Consider the following 18,570-nt stretch of genomic DNA (forward strand, 5'->3'; position numbering starts at 1 on the left):
CACCGGAGGCCGGTGGCGCCCGGTGCCGTGGCGGCCCCGGCGGCCCCGCGCCCGGGTGATCGCCCGGCCGTCACCGCCGGGGGACGAGCGGGACGTCCGGTTCGTGCTGCCGCCGGACTTCGGTGAGGCCGCCCGGCGAGTGCCGGCCCCTGTGCGACAGGAGCACCGCCGGCGAGTGCGGGCCTACACGCGGCAGACGGCGCTCGCGTCGGGACGGGGGGTCGCGGTGGGCGCGTAGTGCCGGGAGAAGATCGCTGCCACCAGGTCACGGCGGCTGCGGACCCCGGTCTTGTCGAACACGGCCTTCAGGTGGTCCTGCACGGTGTGCGGCGACAGCCGCAGCCGCCGGCCGATCTCCTGGGTGGAGTAGCCGTGGAAGACGAGTTCGGCCACCGCGCACTCGCGCGGGGAGAGGCCGTAGGCGCGGACGAGGAAGGCGGCCCGTCCGTGTGGATCGGCGGGCTCCATCGCCACGGCGACGCACGCGCCGAGGTTCTCGTCCAGCGACCAGGCGTGCAGCTGGACGGCCTCCCGGCTGCGCGCTCGGGCCCACGAGGTCACGGACCGCGACGCCTCGTCCGCGCGGGCGGCGGCTCGGACGGAGGCGGCCACCGCGTAGACGGCGATGGGCAGTCCGTGGCTGCCGTTGCCCGACTCCAGTTCGCCGAGCCAGTGGTCGGCGGTGGGCGAGGTGAAGACCGGCTGGTAGTCGGCATCCAGCATGACCAGTCCCGGAGCGGTGGGGTGGGAGGCCGCCCGAGCGCTTTCCTGGACGAGCAGGCGCCGCAGCACCTGTCCCAGAGGTGCGGCGAGTGAGCCGGCCGCTTTGAGTTCCGCCTCGTCGAACGGGGGGAGGTCGGCACTGCGCCCCAGTACGAGTGCGCCCCAACTCCCGTGCCGGTCGCGCAGCACCACCCGTAACTCGTCCCGCTGCCCCAGGGGCTGGCAGATGTCGCGGTAGCGCGGACTGGTCCGCGGGTCGCCCTTCACCTCGCGGCTGAGCAGACCGACCGGTGCGGGCCGGCGGGCGAGGTCCGGGATGTGGTTCACGTCCCCCTCGCGGTACTCGATGTCCAGCATCCGCGGCATCAGTTCGATCGGCACGCCCCGCCGGTAGTTGCCCCCGGTGCTGATCAGCGTCAGCGGATCGAGCGTGACACCCGCCCACACCTCGCAGGGGAAATCCGCAAGCATCACCTCCGTCACCCGGTCGAAGAAAGCCTGCACATCCCGCGCACCCGCGGCCGCTCGCAACGTGTTCCGGTGAATACGAGCGGACCGACCCCCGTCATGGCTCATGGGACGGAGCGTAACGCCGGGCACCGGATCAGGGGCAGTCGCAGGAGAGGAGAGGAGAGGAGAGGAGAGGAGAGGAGAGCGCGCGCAGGCCCCCCAGTTTTCTGGGATTGGCCCGATCCGGCAGGGCTGCCAGCCTTGTCGGGCCGGACGCCGCTCGAGGTCGACGAACGGCACCGGCACCTGCGGACCCGTCGACAACCAGGGGGAACAGCATGACTTCGATGCACAGCAGATTCGCCGTCGGTGCGGGCGCCCTCGCCCTCACGGCGGCCTTCCTCGGCGCCTCACCTGCGCAGGCCGCTCCGGCGAAGGTGCAGGATCCCGTCGCCGCACAGGCCGTTCCCACCGCCGGCGTCAGCATCGTCAACACCTACAACAACCGCTGCCTGACGGCCATGGGCACCTTCAGCGGGGCGAGCGCCCAGCTCTGGGACTGCACCGGTGATGCCCGCCAGAAGTGGTCCGTCAACTGGATCTACACCCCGGCCGGCGGCCACTACGAACTGCGCAACTCCGCCGGCGGACTGTGCCTGGACGCCGACTGGAGCACCATCGGCGGCAACGGCACCCGGGCCCAGGTGTGGGAGTGCGTGTCGGCACAGACCAACCAGCACTGGCGTTTCGAGCCCGCCACGAACCAGCCCGACGTCTACCGGCTCCGCACGGAGTACAACGGTCGCTGCCTGGACGGGAACCACCAGGACCTCGGCGGCAACGGAGGACGGGTACAGCTCTGGGACTGCTACGGGGACTCGCAGGTCAACCAGCTCTGGCGAGTCGTCTGACGCTGCTCACGGAGGACCGCCTCCTCACCCTTCGGTTGGGCCGGAGCAGTGGGCCGGAGCGGCGGGCCGGAGCGGTCACGCTGTACGGCGGAACCCGCCGTACAGCGGCGGGTCCGCGCGCAACACGCGGGCCCGTCCCCGCTCCGGCCCCTCCGTCCGCCACACACCGATCACACAACAGTCCGGGGGACGCATGACCCGCAACGGTCCCGCACAGATCGTCTGGGACATCACCTGCACCTGTCCGCTGCGCTGCGTGCACTGCTACTCCGAAGCCGGACGGCGTCCGGCGTGACAGCTCGACCTGGACGGGGTGCTGCGGGCCGCCGACGGGCTCATCGAGCTCGGGCCCGACAGCATTGCCCCGGCGGGCGGTGAACCCCTCCTGGTCAAGGAGGTGTTCGAGGTGGCGGAACGGCTGGCGCTAGCCGGCATCGAGGTCATCCTCCACACCGGCGGCCGGTCGCTGGAGCCGTGGATGACCGGGCCCGTCGCCCGCCTGTTCTCCCGGGTCAGCGTCAGCGTCGACGGCGGCACCCCCGAGACCCACGACCGGCTCCGCGGCCGGGCCGGCTCGTACGACCGCGCCGTGCGGGCCCTCGGCCTGCTGGCGGAAGCGGCCCGCCACCGCCGCGCAACACACGGGCGCAACCCCTGGCTCGGCATCGACTACGTCGTCGTACGCGCCAACTTCTCGCACCCGCGGTACGAAGGAGGGAGGCGAACACCATGGAGAACGAAACGGAGTTCAGTGTGGACGCCCTGCAGATGCTGGAGGAGGAGGAAGCCGGCCTCGGCCCGTTCCCGTGCACGGTGACGACGACATGTGACCTCAGGACCGTCTGAGACGCCCGACTGCTCCGGTCCGCCCGCCGAACCCGGCGGGCGGACCGGAGCGCCGTCCCCCCCCACGGCTGCGCGAGCCGGTCGGGGAGGGGCCCGGCGTCTGCCGCGGGGGCCCGGGACCCCACCGCGCAGGAGGAACCACGGGTAGGAGCGGTGCTCCTGACGCACCGTCGGGGCATTCGGTCGAGGCGCACGTCGGGCCGTAGGATCGGGTGCCCTTGGGGGTGGGACTGTGGTCAGACGGAGTTCGGGCACGCCGACGCTGGAAGAGGTGGCCGCCCTGGCCGGAGTGGGCCGGGGCACGGTCTCCCGGGTCATCAACAACGCGGCGGGCGTCAAGGAGTCCACGCGCCGGGCCGTGCGGCGCGCCATCGACGAACTGGGCTACGTGCCCAATCTGGCGGCGCGTTCACTGGCCGGGCGGCGTGCGGACGCCGTCGCGCTGGTGATGACGAACACGGACTGGCGGTTGTTCGGGGAGCCGTTCTTCTCCGAGGTCGTGCGGGCGGTCGGGGACGCCCTGTCCGGTACGGCGGTACAGCTGCTGCTCACCCTGGTCCGCACGGACGCCGACCGGAAGCGGTTCGTGGAGTACGCGCGCGGCGGCCGGGTCGACGGGGTGCTGCTGATGTCCGTGCCGGCCGAGGACCGGCTGCCGGACATGCTCGCCGACGCCGGGCTGCCCACGGTGCTGCTGGGCCGTCGCTCGGGCGACGAGCGGATGACGTACGTGGACGCGGACAACGTCGGCGGGGCGCGTACGGCGGTCCGTCATCTGGTGGCCGGCGGCCGGAGGGCCGTCGCGGCCATCACCGGCCCGCCCGACATGTACGTCGCCCGGTGCCGGCTGCGAGGCTACCGGGAGGCACTGGCCGAGGCCGGGCTCGACGACGGGTCGGCCCTGGTGGTCCAGGGCGACTTCACCGAGGCCAGCGGGCGTCGGGCGATGGCCTGGCTCATCGAGCGGCACCCGGAGGTCGACGCCGTCTTCGCCGCGTCGGACGCCATGGCGGCCGGGGCACTGGACGCCCTGCGTGCGGCGGGGCGCCGGGTGCCACAGGACGTGGCGGTGATCGGCTTCGACGACTTCGAGCTGGCCGAGCAGACGGATCCACCGTTGACGACCGTCCGCCAGCCGCTGGAGGAGATCGGGCGGACGATGGTGCGGCTGCTGCTGGAGGAGATCGAGCAGCCGGAAGTGGCCTGGCGCCATGTGATCCTGCGGACGCGGCTGGTGACGCGCGAGTCGGCGTGAGTCCGCCACGGGTGCGCTGAAGCGACCTGCGACCTGCGACCTGCGACCTGCGACCTGCGAGCGGCGAGCGGCGTCCGGCGTCCGGCGTCCACGGGCCGCGGGTTCACGGGCCGCGGGTTCACGGGTCCACGCCCAGGGCCGAAGCCGCTCACGGGCCACGACAGCGAAACTTTCGGGAGCGCTCCCAACTCCCTTGCATATGAAAGGTGTTGGCCGTCCGCATCTTTGCCCGCCGCTGACCTGTGGCTTCGAAATCCGTTCGACGCATTCGGTTCCCGAGGGTTGTCAGGGGAGCGGGCGACTCCTAATGTCCCACCCGAACCAGTGGATGGGAGCGCTCCCAGTCATAACGGGCCGGGAGCGCTCCCGAGGTCCTGTCGGCTCCATCCGGTTGTCCCTCCCAGAGAGGCCCCCACATGCGACCGTCACCGCACCGCCCCGGAACCGCGCGCGGCCTGCTCGGCGCGCTGCTCACCGCTCTCGCCACCGTCGCGGCCCTCCTGGCCGTCGCGCCGGCGGCGCACGCGGACACCCTGGTCTGCGAGCAGTTCGGCTCGACCACGATCCAGGGCCGCTACGTGGTCCAGAACAACCGCTGGGGCACCAGTGCCCCCCAGTGCGTCACCGCCACCGACACCGGCTTCCGGCTGACCCAGGCCGACGGTTCCGTGCCCACCAGCGGTGCCCCGAAATCGTACCCGTCGGTCTTCAACGGCTGCCACTACACCAACTGTTCGCCCGGCACCAACCTCCCGGCGCAGCTCAGCGGCATCGCCGGCGCCCCCAGCAGCATCTCGTACGGCTATGTCGGCGACGCCGTGTACAACGCGTCGTACGACATCTGGCTGGACCCCACGCCCAGGACCGACGGGGTGAACAGGACCGAGATCATGATCTGGTTCAACAAGGTCGGCCCGATCCAGCCGATCGGCGCCCAGGTGGGCACCGCCACCGTGGGCGGGCGCTCCTGGCAGGTGTGGACGGGCAGCAACGGGTCCAACGACGTGATCTCCTTCGTCGCCCCGTCGGCGATCACCGGCTGGAGCTTCGACGTCATGGACTTCGTGCGGGAGACCGTCCGCCGCGGAATGGCCCAGAACAGCTGGTACCTGACGAGCGTTCAGGCCGGGTTCGAGCCGTGGCAGAACGGTGCGGGGCTCGCGGTGAACTCCTTCTCCTCCGCCGTGAACCTCGGTACTCCCGGCGACCCCGGAAACCCCGGCGACCCGGCGACGGCCTGCAAGGTGACGTACGCGACGAACGTCTGGACCGGTGGCTTCACCGCCGACGTCACCGTCACCAACACGGGTACGGCTCCGGTCGACCCCTGGAAACTGGCCTTCACCCTGCCCTCCGGGCAGCGGATCACCAACGCCTGGAACGCCACCGTCACCCCGTCCACGGGGGCGGTGACGGCGACCGCCCTCGCGCACAACGCGCGGATCGCGCCCGGCGCCGGACAGACCTTCGGCTTCCAGGGCACCTACAGCGGCTCGTTCGCCCAGCCGGCCGGCTTCAGCCTCAACGGCACCGCCTGCGCGTGAACTGACCCCCGCCTCCCGCTGCCGCGATCCGACGCCCGCCCGTGCCCGTCCGTGGGCCCCGCCCCCTCGCCCCGCCGTGCCGGGCCGGGGGCGGGCCCCGGGACGACCGACGCCGCTGCTCCGCTCCTCCGGCCGCACCCGGAAAGGCCCACGCCATGAGCCAGAGCCCCGCCCCCTCTCCCCGCCGGCCCGCGATCGTCGCCGCGCTGTGCGCCGCAGCCCTAGCCGTCACGGGCCTGACCGCGGCCGCCCCGCCCGCCGAACCCGCGCCGTCCGCCGCGGTGCTGCCGTACCAGGACCCGTCGCTGCCCGTCGCGGACCGGGTCGGCGACCTGCTGTCCCGGATGACGCTCGACGACAAGCTCGGGCAGATGACGCAGGTCGAGAAGGACTCCCTCGTCCCGCAGTCCGACCTCGCCACCCACCGCATCGGCTCGGTGCTCTCCGGCGGCGACTCCACGGTCAGCCCCAACAACGCCCAGACCTGGGCGGACACCTACGACTCCCTGCAGCGCACCGCCCTGGGCACCCCGCTCGGCATCCCCGTCGTCTACGGCATCGACGCGGTGCACGGTCACAACGCGGTGCGCGGCGCCACGATCCACCCGCACAACATCGGCCTCGGCGCCACCCGCGACCCCGCCCTGGTCCAGCGCGTCGGCCGGGCCGTCGCCGAGGAGATGGCCGGCACCGGCATCGACTGGGACTTCGCGCCCTGTCTCTGCGTGGCCCGCGACGACCGATGGGGCCGCACCTACGAGTCGTTCGGCGAGAAGCCCGAACTGCCCACCGCCATGGCCACGTTCGTCACCGGTCTCCAGGGCGCCACCCTCGGTGCCGATCCGGCCTCGGTGCTCGCCACCGCCAAGCACTACATCGGCGACGGCGGCACCACCGGCGGCATCGACCAGGGCGACACCCGGCTCACCGAGGCGGAGTTGCGCGCCCTCCACCTGCCGCCCTTCCAGGAGGCCGTGCGGCGCGGCGTGGGCTCGGTGATGCTGTCCTACAGCAGTTGGAACGGCGTACGGTCGCACGCCCACAAGTACCTGGTCACCGACGTGCTGAAGGGCGAACTGGGCTTCACCGGGTTCGTCGTCTCCGACTGGGCCGCGGTCGACCAGCTCGACGGGCAGTCCGGCTTCACCGGCGCCGAGATCACCACGGCCGTCAACGCCGGCGTCGACATGGTGATGGTCCCGTACGACTACAAGAAGTTCCTGACCCTGCTGCGCGGGGAGGTGGACGCCGGACGGATCTCCCCGGCCCGCGTGGACGACGCCAACCGGCGCATCCTCACCAAGAAGTTCCAACTGGGCCTGTTCGAGCGCCCGTTGACCGACCGCTCGTACACCTCGGGTGTCGGCTCCGCCGCGCACCGGGCGATCGCCCGGGAGGCCGTACGCGCGTCACAGGTGCTGCTGAAGAACGACGGCGGGATCCTGCCCCTCGCGAAGGGCGCCAAGCTGTTCGTCGCCGGCAAGTCCGCCGACGACATAGGCAACCAGAGTGGCGGCTGGACCGTGGGCTGGCAGGGCCGCAGCGGCCCGGTCACCGAGGGCACCACCATCCTCCAGGGCATCCGCGCCGCCGCCACCGACCCCTCACGGGTCACCTACGACCGCCACGGCAACGGCATCGACGGCAGCTACACGGCCGCCGTGGCCGTCATCGGCGAGACGCCCTACGCCGAGGGCCGTGGCGACCGGCCGAACGGCATGGGCCTCGACCAGGAGGACCTGAGCACCCTCGCCAGGCTCAAGGCGAGCGGCGTGCCCGTCGTCGTGGTCCTGGTCTCAGGACGGCCGCTCGACATCGCCGACCGACTTCCCGACTGGAGGGCCCTGCTGGCCGCCTGGCTGCCCGGCACCGAGGGCAACGGCGTCTCCGACGTGCTGTTCGGCGATCACGCCCCGACCGGCAAGCTGCCCGTGACCTGGATGCGCGGCGCCTCCCAGCAGCCGATCAACGACGGCGACGGCAAGACCCCGCTCTTCCCCTACGGCCACGGACTCACCTACGGCGCCACCCCCGACCCGGACCCCGAGCCCGACCCGGAGCCCGCGCCCGGTGCCTGCACCGCCCAGTTCAGGACGGTCTCCGCCTGGTCCGGCGGCTACCAGGCGGAGGTCACCGTCAAGAACACCGGCACCGGGCCGCTCACCGGCTGGACCGTCGCCTGGGACCTGGGCGGCTCCACGATCAGCAGCCTCTGGAACGGCTCACCGACCGTGTCCGCGGGCCGGGCCACCGTCCGCAACGCCGCCCACAACGGCGCGCTGTCACCGGGCGCCACCACCTCGTTCGGCTTCACCGCCGGCGGCCCCACGGGTACGCCCGCGACACAGTGCACCGGCTCCTGACGCACGACCCCCGCGTACTCCCGAGGAGGGCACGATGAACCGTCCGACCGGTTCCGGCGCCGCCCGCCCGCGCCTGACCCGCCGACGGTGCCCGGCGGCCCTGGCCACCGCGCCGGCCGGCCTGCTGCCGGGCGCCGCCGGCCGGCTCACGGGCCCGCCCGCCGAGGCGGCGGAGACCCATCCCGACAACCCGTTCGCCGGGGCCGACCTCCACGCCGACCCCGACCGCACGGCCCGCGCCGACGCCCCGGCCTTTCCCGCCCACGTCGGCACCGCACGCGCCCGGGGTGCACCGCCCGCCTGATCCGCGCACGTCCACCCAAGATCTCCCCGCCCGTCCGGCGGTTTCCTCCCCGGACGGGCGGGGCTCCATCACCGGACGGTGAGCAGCGAAGGAGAGAAGAGCGACCGGAAGACGATCCCCACACAGGCACAGGAGAACACCATGGCTCGACGCAACAACCGACTCGTCCCGCTGGCGGCCGCGGTGCTGGCGACGCTGCTCGGCGGACTCGGTCTGGCCCTGCTGGGCCAGGGCGACGCGCAGGCGCACGGCGTCACGATGACGCCCGGATCGAGGACCTACCTCTGCTACCTGGACGCCAAGACCAGCACCGGTTCCCTGGACCCGACCAACCCGGCCTGCCGGGCCGCGTTCAACGAGAGCGGCGCGACCGCGCTGTACAACTGGTTCGCCGTGCTCGACTCCAACGCCGGTGGCCGCGGACCCGGTTACGTCCCGGACGGGAAACTGTGCAGCGCCGGCGACCGGTCGCCGTACAACTTCACCGGCTACAACGCCGCCCGCTCCGACTGGCCCCGGACGCACCTCACCTCCGGGAGGACGATCCAGGTCAAGCACAGCAACTGGGCCGCGCACCCGGGGTCCTTCCGGGTGTACCTGTCCAAGCCGGGCTACTCGCCCGCCACCGAACTGGGCTGGGACGACCTGGACCTGATCCAGACGGTCACCGACCCGCCGCAGACGGGCTCGCCGGGCACCGACGGCGGCCACTACTACTGGAACCTGAACCTCCCCTCGGGCCGCTCCGGTGACGCGGTGATGTTCATCCAGTGGGTGCGCTCGGACAGCCAGGAGAACTTCTTCTCCTGCTCCGACATCGTCTTCGACGGCGGCAACGGCGAGGTGACCGGCATCCGGGGCTCGGGCAGCACCCCGACCCCGACTCCCACACCGACCCCGACCTCCACGCCTACCTCCACCCCGACCTCCACCCCTACCTCCACCCCGACCCCCACCCCGACGTCGTCCGACCCGCACACCGGGTGCATGGCCGTGTACAGCGTGACGAACTCCTGGAGCGGTGGCTTCCAGGGCTCGGTCGAGGTCATGAACCACGGCACGGCGGCGCGCGACGGCTGGGCCGTGAGGTGGACGCCCGGCGCGGGCACCAAGATCAATAGCGTCTGGAACGGCGCACTGAGCAACGGATCCGACGGCACGGTCACGGTCGGAAACCTCGACTACAACCGGACCGTCCCGCCGGACGGCAGCGTCACCTTCGGGTTCACCGCGACATCGACCGGCAACAACTTCCCGGTCGGCTCGATCGGCTGCGTCAATCCGTAGGGTCGCTCCTTCGGATCGGGCCGGGCTCGCGGGGTCTGCCTGATCCCGCCCGATCCGGGCGGAACACCCCGGCCGCCGGCCGAGGCGGTGCCGGCTTCCGCATCTCGCGGGAGCCGGCACCGCTGTGCGTCCGCACGCAGCGCCGGTCCGCCCGTGGGACCCGTGCGGCCGGCGGCGGCCGTGCTGTCCTCGCCCGTGGCGGGCCGGCGCCGACGACGACGCAGCCGGGGCGGCGCCCGGGCCCGCGACGGAGATCGTGATGTCCCGGACCGGCCATGCCGCGGCCCGCACGGCCGAACGCCGGGCGCACGCCGACTGCACCGGAGGCGTCTACGGCTCGATGCCCGCGGCCTCGCTCGTGATCGGTGCGGGACCGCGCGAACCCGGCGAGTGCACGGCCGAAACGTTCACTTCCGCCCGGGTGGGCGGCGACGGCGATGGGATCCCGGAGCGGGCGTGGCCCCGGCCGCAGTCACCCGCCGGGGGTGATCCGGCACCCCAGGGGCGCGCAGGATGCTGGCACGGTGTGACGCCACACACCGTCCCGTCGGCGGTCCGGCCGACGACGCGCCGGTGTCACGAGGAGGAACCATGACCGAATCGCATGGTGCGGCGCCGCCGACCGGACCGGGGTCTCCTGTCGGCGGGACGGTTCCGGACCGGACGGAAGACCCCGCCGATCTGCTGGCACAGCTCGGCGGCTCGTGGACCTGGCTGCTGGGGTCGGCGGTGGCGACCCTCGTGCCGGGCGTGCTGGCGCTGGCCTGGCCGGACGCCACCCTGCACGTGCTCGCGGTGATCATCGGGTTGTACCTGCTGGTGACCGGTGTGTTCCGGTTCGTCTCCGTCTTCGCCCGGCGCGAGCCCGGCGAACGGCTGCCGGGGCTGCTCATCGCGGTGCTGTACGTGCTGGCCGGGGTGCTGTGCCTGCGGCACCCCCTGCAGACGATCACCGCGCTCTCGCTGATCGTCGGGATCAGCTGGCTAGTCACCGGCATGCTGACCGCCTACACGGCCCTCGCGGCCAGAGGCCTGCCCCACCGCGCCTTCATGTTCGGTGCAGGGGCGCTCGGCATCGTCGCCGGTGTCGTCGTGCTGGCCCTGCCCACCGAGTCGGTCGTCGCCCTCACCCGGCTCCTCGGGCTGTGGCTGCTCCTGCTCGGCCTGGTCGAGCTGGGCGTCGCCTTCGCCTGGCGGGCCGCACTGCGCAGGGCATGAGCCGTGTCCCCGGCCTGCCCCACGACGAACGGTGCCGGCATCTGCCCGGATCACCGATACGGGTCGCGGCCCGGCGCCGGCTGCTCCGGCCCGCCGTCCTCCCGGTGGCCGCCGCGGGACCGGCCCTCGGCCGGTGGATCGCAGGCTCCGCCGGTACCGCACCGCCGTCGTCCCCCGCCCACCGGACGGCGACCGGTGAACACGCTGCCGGGAACGATCTCACCCGTCCCGGGTGAGGCCCTTCGTGGCCGGCGTGCGCACGCTGAAGACGGCAGGAACCGGCGGTCGGGCACCTCGCCCGGAACGGAGCACCGAAAATGGGCACACAGACATACCTCGCCTACGACTATCCGCTGCTGAGCATTTTCTGGACCATGCTGTGGTTCTTCCTGTGGATCATGTGGTTCATCCTGCTCTTCCGGATCATCGGCGACATCTTCCGCGACGACACCCTGAGCGGGTGGGGCAAGACCGGCTGGCTCGTGTTCGTCATCGTCCTGCCCTTCCTCGGTGTGTTCGTCTACGTCATCGCCCGCGGCAAGACCATGGGCCGCCGGGAGATCACGCACGCCCGCCAGCAACAGGAAGCCCTCGACGCCTACATCCGCGAGACCGCGGGCGGCACCGGCGGCACCGGCCGGGCCGACGAACTCAACCGTCTGTCGGAGATCCGCGCCCGCGGCGACATCTCCGACGAGGAGTTCCGGCGGGCCAAGGAACTCGTCCTGAGCGACCACGGCGCGTCGACCCCCTCGGACCGCGGCGCCGCATCCCGTCACTGAGCCCGGCCAGGAAAGCGAGACAGAGATGACCGCTGCACACACTCCCCGCACACACACGGCGAAGTACGAGTGGGCGGCGGGGCTGATGGTCTTCGCCGCCGTCATGCTCGCGCTCGTGGGCATCCTCGACGTCTTCCGCGGCATCATGGCGATCGCCGAGGACGACGTCTTCCTCACCACACGCAACTACGTCTTCGAGTTCGACCTCACCGGCTGGGGCTGGATCCATCTCGCCCTGGGAGCGGTCGCCGTCGTCGTCAGCGTCGGACTGTTCCAGGCGGCGACCTGGGCGCGAGTCGGCGGCGTCGCCATCGCCGGACTCGTCATCATCGCCAACTTCCTGTCCCTGCCGTACTACCCGGTGTGGTCGATCGTCATGATCGCGATGTCGGGGTTCGTCATCTGGGCCCTGTGCGTCGCCCGGAAGGAGGACTTCGCCGACCCCTTCGACACCATGCCGCCCGGCGACCGGTGAGCCGCCCGTCCGGTGGCACCGACGCACTTGGTAGCCGCCCGGCCGGTCGCCGCCCGCAGTCCGGTGATCGTCGCGACGACCTCGATCCGGGTGGCCGCGATCCGGTTCAGCAGGAACCGGGCCGGTCCCGCCTCCTCGGCGCAGCGGTGGTGTCCCGCGGGGTCGGGAGCGCCCGTCCCAGGTGTACGAGCGGGGACAGGGCCATCAGCACGGGAGACAGCAGCATGCCCGCCGCCGTCACCAGGAGGCTGGTGCGCAACCCCCACTCCTCCGCGAGGAATCCGCCGAGCAGAGAACCGAGCGGGGTCAGCCCCATGCCGGCGAACGTGATCGTCGCGGCCACGCGGCCCTGCATCCCGTCCGGGGTGACGGCCTGCCGGACAGCCGTCACCGTGACGTTCACCAACTGGCTCCCGGCCCCGAACACGAAGCCGACCGCGAGGAGCACGGCAACCGTCACCGCGGAGGAGCCGTGCAGCGCGGGCACGCACAGGAACGCGCCGTCGCCCAGTGCCGCCGCGGTCACGAGTACCGCACCGTGACCGAACCGGTTCGGCAGGCGGGCGGCCAGCAGCGAGCCCAGGAGCGCACCCGGTCCCGCCGCGGCGAGCGCGAGCCCCACGACGGTCCCCGACAGGTGCAGTTCCCTGGGCAGGAAGAGCAGGTAGACGGTCATCGTCGCCGCGAAGCAGGACTGGAAGGCGGCCGAGGCCAGGCACACGGTCCGCAGCGAGGTGTCGCCGGCGACGAAACGCAGGCCCTCACGAATCCGCGGCCAGAGCCGGGGAGGACGCTCCGAGCGTTTTGGGACCGGCTCGGTCCGACGGATGCGTCGCACCGACAGGAACGACAGCGCGAAGAACAGTGCGCCGGAGGCCACGGCGACCGGCGCCGACAGCAGGCAGACCAGCGCACCGCCGAGGGCGGGGCCGCCGATCTGGGCGGCGGACCGGCTGCCCTCGAGCGCGCTGTTGCCCCGAACCAACCGATCGCGTTTCACGAGCCGTACGAGAGACGACTGGTAGGCCACGTCGAAGAACACGGACAGGGCGCCGAGAACGAGGGTGACCACGAGCAGCGCGGGCATGCCGAGCAGGCCGAGGCCGCCGGCCACGGCGGTGGTGCCCAGGGCCAGGGCCCGGCCGGCATCCGTGAGCACCATCGTCGTACGGGTCCGCCACCTGTCCACCCACGCCCCGACGAAGAGCGAGAGCAACAGGATCGGCGCCTGCCCCACCGCACGGAGGAGACCCAGCTGACCGGCACTGGCGTGGAGCGTCAGGACGGCGAAGAGCGGCAGAACCACCAGACTGGCGTGCTCGCCGAGTTGAGAGGCCGTCTGCCCCGACCAGAGCCTGCGGAAGTCGGCGTCCCGCCACAGGCTTGACGGAACAGGCCGACCGGAATCGGATGGTGCGTGAGTGGTGGACGGCACGCGAATCCCTTGTGTTGCGGACGAGGCCCGCCACCGGGCACACAAAGGCGCACCGGTGGTTCGGGAAGGGGAAGGCTCGCTGTGCCGCGACGTCAAAGGCAGCACGCGATGACAGGCCGGTCACGGCCTGCGACGTCAACGCGCGCTCGGAAAACCGACCATGTCGAAGCTCCTCGTGGGGCGCTCGCCGCTCCTCGTGGGGCGCTCGCCGTACTCGCACGCTAGCCGCCCCGCCGCCCGGTGCGGAAGGCGAAAACCCGTCGTTCGAGCACGCTTGCCTCATGCGGAGCGGTCTTCCTCCGTGCCGCGGGCGGCGTGTGCGGTGGCCCGAGGGAGAAGTCCGTCACCGCCCTCCGCGTAGGTGCAGGAGGTAGGCCGCGGTCAGCGCGACGGCGTTGTCCCCGTCCTGCGACAGCTCCACGAGCGCACGTGACGCCGTGGTCCCCGGGATGTCCGCCAGCGCCTGGGTCAGCCGTACGCGCGCGTCGGTTGAGGCGTGGGCGAGGCGGTCGACGAGTCCGGTGGCGATCCGCTCCGTCGTCGCGGTGTCGCTCGCCGCCAGCACGCTCAGCGCGTCGGCCGCGTCGGTGTCGTTCCTTCCCCGCACGATCATGTCGGTGAGCGTCGGAATCGCATCGGTCACGCCGCGTGTCCCGAGGGCCAGAGCCGCGTGGCCGCGGACCACGGCATCGGGGTGCGTGAGGGCGTCCCGCAGCCGGGCGGCAGCCTCACCACCGGTCATCTCGGCGAGGCACCGAACGGCGCGTTCCCGCACCGCGGCCACCGGTGATCCGAGGCCGTCCGCCAGCAGCGCGGTGGCGCCGGCGCCGTCGTCCGATCGCGCCAGCGCCCAGCGGAGGGCTCCGGCGACGTTCGGTTCGGTCTCGCTCAGAACCGCCTCGACCAGGGCCTCCACCGGCACCGGGATCTCGTCGACCGAGGAAAGGGCCGCGCGTTGACGTGTGTTGGCGCTCTGCGACCCCAGCGCCTGCAGAAAGGCGACGACCTGGAGGACGTCCTCCCAGCCGGCGGGTTCCGCGGCGTCGATCCGGCGGAGCCGCGTGAGCAACCCGGTCTCGGCCGCGATGCGTTCACGCGTCCGGCGGATGAGGTCGTCGACGAGCGCCGAGGGCGTGAAACCGGGGTCGTCGAGCGCGCGCCCGACCTCCCGCAGCGGCAGCCCCAGCGAACGCAGGCTCTCGATGTGGAAGATCCGCCGGATGTCCTCGCCGGAGTACTCCCGATAGCCCGAACCCGTGCGGCCCGACGGCCGGATCAGGCCGAGCGACTCGTAGTGCCTGAGCATGCGGGCACTGACCCCGGACCGTCGCGCCACCTCACCGATCAACACCTCCTATCGTCCCTCCGGGCCCGGCCCGCCGAGGGCCACGACACGCTTCGCCTCCTCGACCGCGTGGTCGAATCCGGTGTCCGGGTCGCGCAGCAGGCGTTCGGTGGCGAGCGCGTGCGCGCGCACCCGCGGATCAGGGGCCGTCATCGCGGCACGCAGAGCCGGCAGAACGACGTCACCCAGCTCCACCAGCGCCCGGCTCAGGCTCAGTTGCGTCTCCCGCCCACCACGCCCGAGCTGCGCCGCCAGTGACGCGGCCAACCCGGACTCCTCACCTTGCGGCACGAGTACGACCGCTGCCCGCCATGCGCTCCGCGCCACCTCCTCGTCGGCGTCGGACAGGAGCGCACCGGTGATCGCCGGCCACGCCTGACGGTCCCCGATCTTGGAGAGCGTGTGCAGCGCCTGGCTCCGTGCCTGCGCACGCTCCGAGCGGACTTCGCGGAGCAGCCCGGGAAGCGTCATGGACACCGGGTGGCGGGTGAGCGCCCAGGTCAGCATGTCGCGGACGAAGAACTCGGGCTCGACCGCGCATCGTTCCAGCAGCTTGCCGACGAAGCGCGGATCCGGCGCCGTACCGACCGCCAGAGCCGCCCGCAGCCGCACGGACGAACTGCCGTCCTCCAGGCCCCGGAGCGCTCCTGCCGTATCCGTGTCCTGTCTCGCCGTGGTCATCGGACCACCTCCTCGGCAAGCAGTGAAGGCCTTGTCACCGTGTCAAGGTCAAGGTCCAAGGGGCTCGCCGCTCGACCGGGTCGTCCTGTCGTCCCGCGGCCGATGTCACTCGCCCGCAGGCAGGCCGGGTCGTGGCGCGACCCGGCCCTCACCCGCGAGGTTCACCTCAGTGGTGCTTGCAGTCCCAGTGCCCCTTGACCCAGTGGTGGTCCCAGTGCCCGGGTACGTAGACCCACTTGTAGGAGTGGTGGTGCTCCCAGTGGCCCTTGTGCCAGGTGCCGTGCTTGTCGTAGTGGCCCTTCTGCCAGGTCTTGTGATGAACCTGCTTCTTCTCCCAGTGGCCCTTGACCCACTTCTTCTCCCAGTGGCCTTGCTTCCACTCGCACCTGTCGTGGTGGTCGCCGGTGACGGTGCTGACGGCGGACGTGGGGGCGGGCGCAGGAGCCGCGCCGGCGGTGCCGGACATGCCGAGCGCGGCGCCTCCGGCCAGCAGTCCCGTCGCGGCGGCCCCGGCCACCAGGCGGCGGACTCGCATGGATGCAGTCATCGACATATCTCCTTCGACAAGTGGAGAGATGAGCACGTCGAGGAGCCGTCCTGCCCGGGCCCGCCGGTCACACGGGTGGCTCGGCCGGGGTGTCGGGAGGAGCGCTGCCTTTCGCCTCGCTGTGCCGGACATGAGGGATTCGAAGCCGTCGGCACGACAGATGAGGAGACGGGACAGAAATTTCGAAGCCGCGGGGAACAACCATGGCCCTGGCGGGCTGCGGGGAGGTGGTCCGTGCCGGGGTGACGCTGCTGCCACGGCGTCCTCCGCCGCCGGGCGGCCGCGTCGGCACACGGAATGAGGCGACGTGAGCAGGGGAGCGCTGGTTCCGTCGGGCGCTCGGCCGGCCACTCCGTGCCATCCGCAGGCTTCTCGGCTACGAATCACCCTCAAAGGGTGCTTTCGCATCGAATGAGTCGTTCGGAGGAGCGGCCATGCCTGCCACCGCATCACTGCCAGTGACGACGCAGCACGTCGTCTGCCTGCCCTACGGCCTGCACGCGCCGGCCGTCGCCCGCCACATCACCGAACGCTGGCTGAGGGCAACCGCACCGTCCGGCCATGTGGAGGACGCCGTGCTCGTGGTCTCCGAACTGGTGTCCAACGCCGTCCGTCACACACGTGAGGCTTGCCGACTGACGCTCACCGTGCGCGAAGGACAGCTGGACATCGCCGTCGCCGACCACAGCGAGGACCTGCCCGACCTGCGACAGCAGACGACCGGCGACGAGCACGGCGGCTTCGGCTTGGCGATCGTCCGCCAGGTGGGCGGGCCGATCACCGTGGTCCCCGCGATCGGTGGCAAGACAGTGCATGTCGTGATCGAGTTGGAACCGTGACCAGGACACCCCGGGCCGGACGCGCTGAATCAGCTCACGTGCCTTTCCGCGCCGGTCTCCCTCCCTGCCTCACCCGCGTGCCACCGCCGCACTGCGCCTTGTGTCGACCGGTGCCAGAGTCGGACCGGGCGGGCGGCGGGACACGGCAGCTGAGAGCACAGGGCGCAAGGAGAGCAGGGCTTGCTACACGGAACCGAGCCGGGCGCACGAGCGGAAGACCTGCTGCCCCGTGTCGCCGGTGGGGACAAAGACGCGTTCGCCGGTGTCTACGACGCCTTCTCCGCCACGGTCCTCGGACTGGTCTGCCGGATCCTGCGGGACGCCGCCCAGGCGGAGGAGGTGACCCAGGAGGTCATGGTCGAGGTCTGGCGCACCGCGGGCCGCTACGACCCCGAACGCGGGACGGCCAAGGCGTGGGTGCTCACCCTCGCACATCGCCGTGCGGTGGACCGGGTACGTGCCGCCCGCGCCGGCTCCGAACGCGAGCGGCGCGCCGGACAGCTCCTGACGGAACGAGCCTTCGACCAAGTCGCGGAAACCGTGCAGGAGCGTGACGAGCAGAGGCGCGTCCACCGGTGCCTGGCCGCACTGACACCCCCGCAGCGGGTCCCTCTCGTGCTCGCCTTCTACCAGGGCCTGACCTACCTCGAGGTGGCCGACGCGCTGTCCACCCCCGAGGGCACGGTGAAATCACGCATGCGAGCGGGACTGCGGCAGCTGCGCGCCTGCCTGGAGGCCGGCACATGACATCCGGGGAAGACCTGCACCTCGCCGTCGGCGCCTACGTTCTGCACGCCCTGCCTCCGGCCGAGGAAGCCGCGTTCGAGGAGCATCTGGCCGGCTGCGAGGAATGCCGCGCGGAGGTGGCCGCACACCTGGAGATCATCACGCGTCTCGCCGACGCGGAGTCCGTCTCCGTGCCGCCGCACGTGCGCGTCCGCACCCTTGACGCCATCAGCCGGATCGCCCAGGACCGGCCTCGTCGTCTGCCGGAGGCCGGGCACCGTACCGGACGCCGAGCCGGGCACCGGGCCGTGCGCTTCGCGCTGGCCGTGAGCATCGCCGCGGCTGCCCTTCTCGGCGGCGTCGCCGCATGGCAGTACTCCCGGGCCGACGACGCCCGCGCACAGGCCGCCCGCGCGCACACGGCCAACCGAGCGCTCACCGAGGTCGTGACCGCGCCCGACGCCACCCTCCACACCGGAACGCTGACCGGCGGAGGCACGGCAGCCGTCGTCGTGTCCCGCTCCGAGGCCCGGGCGGTCTTCGCCGCCCAGGACCTTCCAGCGCTGACGGGAGACAGGGTCTACGAACTCTGGTACGCCGCCGCAGCGGGCGACCTGCGTTCCGCCGGCCTTCTGCCGGGCGCCGCGGGGCAGGCCTCCCGTGTCCTGCGGGACCCACCGGCCGGTGCTGTGGCTGTCGGCATCACGATCGAACCCGCCGGCGGCTCCCGACAGCCCACCACCGACCCCCTCGTCGTCATTCCCCTCACCGCCTGAACGACTGCTTCCGCAACGGTGGGGCCGACGTCACGGCTGGCACGGCGGAGAAGGCGACCTTCC

General features: G+C 72.1%; 18 protein-coding genes. 13 read left to right on the forward strand and 5 right to left on the reverse strand.

Annotated elements, in window-relative coordinates:
• Nucleotides 1–183: 183 nt before the first annotated feature.
• Nucleotides 184–1,194: a helix-turn-helix transcriptional regulator gene (locus tag ACIP5W_RS23990; protein ID WP_401477081.1), complete on the reverse strand. Its 1,011-nt coding sequence runs from the start codon at nt 1,192–1,194 to the stop codon at nt 184–186.
• A 326-nt stretch (nt 1,195–1,520) separates the two neighbouring features.
• Between ACIP5W_RS23990 and ACIP5W_RS23995 the strand changes: the two genes are divergently transcribed.
• From ACIP5W_RS23995 to ACIP5W_RS24040, 10 genes are all read left to right on the forward strand, one after another.
• Nucleotides 1,521–2,084, forward strand: coding sequence for an RICIN domain-containing protein (locus tag ACIP5W_RS23995; protein ID WP_401477084.1), 564 nt, complete (start codon nt 1,521–1,523; stop codon nt 2,082–2,084).
• A 313-nt stretch (nt 2,085–2,397) separates the two neighbouring features.
• The gene (locus tag ACIP5W_RS24000; protein ID WP_401477087.1) at nt 2,398–2,901 is read left to right on the forward strand and encodes a radical SAM protein; all 504 of its coding nucleotides are present in this window, start codon (nt 2,398–2,400) and stop codon (nt 2,899–2,901) included.
• 261 nt (nt 2,902–3,162) lie between these two features.
• Nucleotides 3,163–4,185, forward strand: a complete 1,023-nt coding sequence (locus ACIP5W_RS24005) for a LacI family DNA-binding transcriptional regulator (RefSeq protein ID WP_401477090.1) — start codon at nt 3,163–3,165, stop codon at nt 4,183–4,185.
• A 416-nt stretch (nt 4,186–4,601) separates the two neighbouring features.
• A complete protein-coding gene (locus tag ACIP5W_RS24010) occupies nt 4,602–5,729 on the forward strand; it encodes a cellulose binding domain-containing protein (RefSeq protein ID WP_401477093.1) in 1,128 nt (375 codons plus the stop codon).
• Nucleotides 5,730–5,884: 155 nt separating this feature from the next.
• Nucleotides 5,885–8,092 (forward strand): glycoside hydrolase family 3 N-terminal domain-containing protein, encoded by a 2,208-nt coding sequence (locus tag ACIP5W_RS24015; RefSeq protein ID WP_401477096.1) that lies wholly within the window; start codon nt 5,885–5,887, stop codon nt 8,090–8,092.
• Between the two features lie 34 nt (nt 8,093–8,126).
• A complete protein-coding gene (locus ACIP5W_RS24020; protein WP_401477099.1) occupies nt 8,127–8,396 on the forward strand; it encodes a hypothetical protein in 270 nt (89 codons plus the stop codon).
• Nucleotides 8,397–8,537: 141 nt separating this feature from the next.
• Entirely contained in the window at nt 8,538–9,683 is a 1,146-nt protein-coding gene (locus ACIP5W_RS24025) for a lytic polysaccharide monooxygenase (protein WP_401477258.1), read from the forward strand.
• A gap of 591 nt (nt 9,684–10,274) precedes the next feature.
• Nucleotides 10,275–10,901 carry an HdeD family acid-resistance protein gene (locus tag ACIP5W_RS24030; RefSeq protein WP_401477102.1) on the forward strand — a complete coding sequence of 209 codons (627 nt, stop codon included), beginning with the start codon at nt 10,275–10,277 and terminating at the stop codon, nt 10,899–10,901.
• A 317-nt stretch (nt 10,902–11,218) separates the two neighbouring features.
• Nucleotides 11,219–11,683 (forward strand): SHOCT domain-containing protein, encoded by a 465-nt coding sequence (locus ACIP5W_RS24035; RefSeq protein ID WP_401477105.1) that lies wholly within the window; start codon nt 11,219–11,221, stop codon nt 11,681–11,683.
• 25 nt (nt 11,684–11,708) lie between these two features.
• On the forward strand, nt 11,709–12,158 hold the full coding sequence (locus ACIP5W_RS24040) for a hypothetical protein (protein WP_401477108.1): 450 nt from the start codon (nt 11,709–11,711) through the stop codon (nt 12,156–12,158).
• 106 nt (nt 12,159–12,264) lie between these two features.
• Here the strand turns inward: ACIP5W_RS24040 and ACIP5W_RS24045 are convergent, their stop codons facing one another.
• The 4 genes from ACIP5W_RS24045 to ACIP5W_RS24060 all read right to left on the reverse strand — a co-directional run bounded on the left by ACIP5W_RS24045 (nt 12,265) and on the right by ACIP5W_RS24060 (nt 16,166).
• On the reverse strand, nt 12,265–13,593 hold the full coding sequence (locus tag ACIP5W_RS24045; protein ID WP_401477111.1) for an MFS transporter: 1,329 nt from the start codon (nt 13,591–13,593) through the stop codon (nt 12,265–12,267).
• Between the two features lie 343 nt (nt 13,594–13,936).
• A complete protein-coding gene (locus tag ACIP5W_RS24050; protein ID WP_401477114.1) occupies nt 13,937–14,944 on the reverse strand; it encodes a HEAT repeat domain-containing protein in 1,008 nt (335 codons plus the stop codon).
• 3 nt (nt 14,945–14,947) lie between these two features.
• Complete coding sequence (locus ACIP5W_RS24055; RefSeq protein WP_401477117.1) at nt 14,948–15,619, reverse strand: HEAT repeat domain-containing protein; 672 nt, start codon at nt 15,617–15,619, stop codon at nt 14,948–14,950.
• Between the two features lie 166 nt (nt 15,620–15,785).
• Entirely contained in the window at nt 15,786–16,166 is a 381-nt protein-coding gene (locus tag ACIP5W_RS24060; RefSeq protein WP_401477120.1) for a hypothetical protein, read from the reverse strand.
• 434 nt (nt 16,167–16,600) lie between these two features.
• On the opposite strand from ACIP5W_RS24060, the gene ACIP5W_RS24065 reads away from it, so the two are divergent.
• The 3 genes from ACIP5W_RS24065 to ACIP5W_RS24075 all read left to right on the forward strand — a co-directional run bounded on the left by ACIP5W_RS24065 (nt 16,601) and on the right by ACIP5W_RS24075 (nt 18,507).
• Entirely contained in the window at nt 16,601–17,005 is a 405-nt protein-coding gene (locus ACIP5W_RS24065; protein WP_401477123.1) for an ATP-binding protein, read from the forward strand.
• Nucleotides 17,006–17,185: 180 nt separating this feature from the next.
• Entirely contained in the window at nt 17,186–17,752 is a 567-nt protein-coding gene (gene sigK / locus ACIP5W_RS24070; RefSeq protein ID WP_401477126.1) for an ECF RNA polymerase sigma factor SigK, read from the forward strand.
• Nucleotides 17,749–18,507, forward strand: coding sequence for an anti-sigma factor domain-containing protein (locus ACIP5W_RS24075; RefSeq protein WP_401477129.1), 759 nt, complete (start codon nt 17,749–17,751; stop codon nt 18,505–18,507). The genes sigK and ACIP5W_RS24075 overlap by 4 nt, the downstream gene beginning before the upstream one ends.
• Nucleotides 18,508–18,570: the final 63 nt, after the last annotated feature.

The sequence above is a fragment of the Streptomyces sp. NPDC088766 genome, assembly GCF_044750845.1.
In the GTDB taxonomy this organism is placed as follows: domain Bacteria; phylum Actinomycetota; class Actinomycetes; order Streptomycetales; family Streptomycetaceae; genus Streptomyces.